The organism is Frankia sp. CgMI4, from assembly GCF_001756285.1.
GTDB lineage: Bacteria > Actinomycetota > Actinomycetes > Frankiales > Frankiaceae > Frankia > Frankia casuarinae.
The window spans coordinates 1-2,191 of record NZ_MAQZ01000089.1 but is presented as its reverse complement, the minus strand read 5'-3'; the positions used below and the strand labels follow the sequence as shown (position 1 = coordinate 2,191).

The window sequence follows — 2,191 nt, the reverse complement described above, 5'->3', positions numbered from 1 at the left end:
CGGATCGCCCGCCGTGGTGTGGACAGTACCGAACGCCTCGGCCGGCACCGGTGGAAAGTCGAGAGAACCCTGGCCTGGCTCGGTGGCTACCGCCGCCTGAGCCCGCGTTACGAACGTAACGGCTACAACTTCCTCGGGTTCCTCTGCCTGGCTGCCGCGATCACCTGCTGGAAGAAGCTCCCACGCTCGACGTAAGACACGCTCTAAGAACCGTTTGATCTTGGTTGCTGGCCCTGAAATCGCCGTTCGGCCGGTCGCTACCCGGGCCCTGACCAGGGGTGATGCCCAGTGACCGCGCCGAGGTCTACATCATCTAGCGAATCGAACAGGCGTTCCGCATACCTGGCGGTTCCGGGCGCCTCGGCCCGCATCGTGACCGTGATCGTCGGTGTGGTGGTCGCGTTGACGTTCCTCTTCGGGTTCGGGAACAGCCTCGCGCTCGGGGTGCGGATGGGGGTCCCGATCTGGGTGGCGCCGTAGTCGCACCAGCGGTGGACCTGTCCGTGGTCGCGCTGCTAGAGCGCCGGTCAGGTAGCCGTATGTGAGCTGTGGTAGGCGGCACCGGTCGGCGGGTGTCATGTGCCCGTCTTGATCGGAAGGTGCTGGCTGATGCGTCCTGGGATATGGGCTCCGCCGGTGGAGCCCTCGACCGCGGAACAGACTGTGATCAGGCTGGTGCGGCGGGCGAAGCTGTTCGTGTTCCTGCGCCGGTATCGCCACGAGCTGTTCGACGAGGCGTTCCAGACCGAGCTGGCCGAGGTCTACCGCGACAGTCCGAAAGGGCAGCCGGCGCAGTTGGCGTTGGCGCTGATCCTGCAGGCCTATACCGGTGTCTCCGACGACGAGGTGATCGAGGCGACGGTGATGGACCGGCGTTGGCAGCTGGTTCTGGACTGTCTGGACACCGACCGGTCTCCCTTCTCCAAGGGCACCCTGGTGGGCTTCCGCGCCCGGCTGATCGGCGCCGGGTGGGACCGGCGGCTGGTCGAATGCACCGTCGAGATCGCCACGGTGACGAAGGGCTTCGGGCCGCGGGCGTTACGCGCAGCGTTGGACTCCAGCCCGCTGTGGGGTGCCGGCCGGGTGGAGGACACCCCGAACATGATGGGACACGCCCTGCGCAAGGCCCTGGGTGTGATCGCGGCTCAGCAGGGGTGGGGGCGGGCCGAGGGAACCAGGGTCCTGGCCGGCCAGGCCGGGGCACCGGTGCTGGCCGGGTCCAGCCTCAAAGCCGCGTTGGACGCCGACTGGGACGATCCCGACGAGCGGGACCGTGCCCTGGCGGTGGTGCTGGCCGCCCTGGAGGCGGTGGAGACCTTCGTGGCCGCCCAGCCCGCCCCGGAGGCGGCCGAAGCCGCTGTCGCGGTGGCCCGTCAGGTCCGCGACCAGGACGTCGAGGTCACCACGGCCGGGACAGCGCGGCTGCGCCGCGGGGTCGCCAAAAACCGGCGGATCAGCGTGGAAGACCCGGACATGGCCCACGGCCGTAAGTCCCGCTCCGTCCTGGTCGACGACTCTGCTGCTTAATTCGGCTGGGTGTCGTTGGTGCGGCATGATCTCCTCTGCGGTCCTGGTCGTGTCGTGGGCTGCGGGAGGTGGAGTGCATGTCGTTGCAGCCGAAGGGGCTGCCCGAGATCCCGGCGCAGACCGTGGCGGTCGCCCGGGCGGCGTTCCCGCGTGGGACGTTGGCGATGCGGCTGCGGGACCGGCTGGCCGAGGTGTTGGTCGATGAGCCGTTCACCGGGGCGTTCGGGCGCCGGGGGGCGCCGGGTCTGCCGCCGGCGGTGTTGTCGCTGGTCACGGTGCTGCAGTTCACCGAGAACCTGACCGACCGGCAGGCTGCGGCGATGGCGGTCCGCGCGATCGACTGGAAGTACGCGCTCGGCGCGGAGCTGACCGATACCGGGTTCGACCCGACGGTGCTGTCCCGGTTCCGCGCCCGGCTGGCCGACCACGGCCTGGAACGGGTGGTCTTCGACCGGCTCCTGCAGGCCTGCGTCGACCAGGGCCTGATCGGCGGCGGTCGCAGGGCGCGCACCGACTCCACCCATGTGATCAGCGCGGTCCGGGACCTAAACCGGACCGAGCTCGCCGGGGAAAGTGTGCGGGCGGTGTTGGAGGCCCTCGCGGTCGCGGCCCCCGGCTGGCTGGCCGACACCGTGGGCATCGACGAGTTGGCGCATCGCTACGG

General features: G+C 69.8%; 1 protein-coding gene and 2 pseudogenes. All 3 read left to right on the top strand.

Features of this window, described 5'->3' with window-relative positions; all coding sequences use genetic code 11:
- Positions 1-195: pseudogene (locus tag Manayef4_RS26730) on the top strand (IS5/IS1182 family transposase); the annotation flags it as partial.
- Positions 196-609: 414 nt separating this feature from the next.
- A pseudogene (locus tag Manayef4_RS16440) lies at positions 610-1,512 on the top strand (transposase); the annotation flags it as partial.
- 92 nt (positions 1,513-1,604) lie between these two features.
- On the top strand, positions 1,605-2,191 hold a 587-nt coding region (locus tag Manayef4_RS16435), incomplete at its 3' end, for a transposase (RefSeq protein ID WP_139140110.1).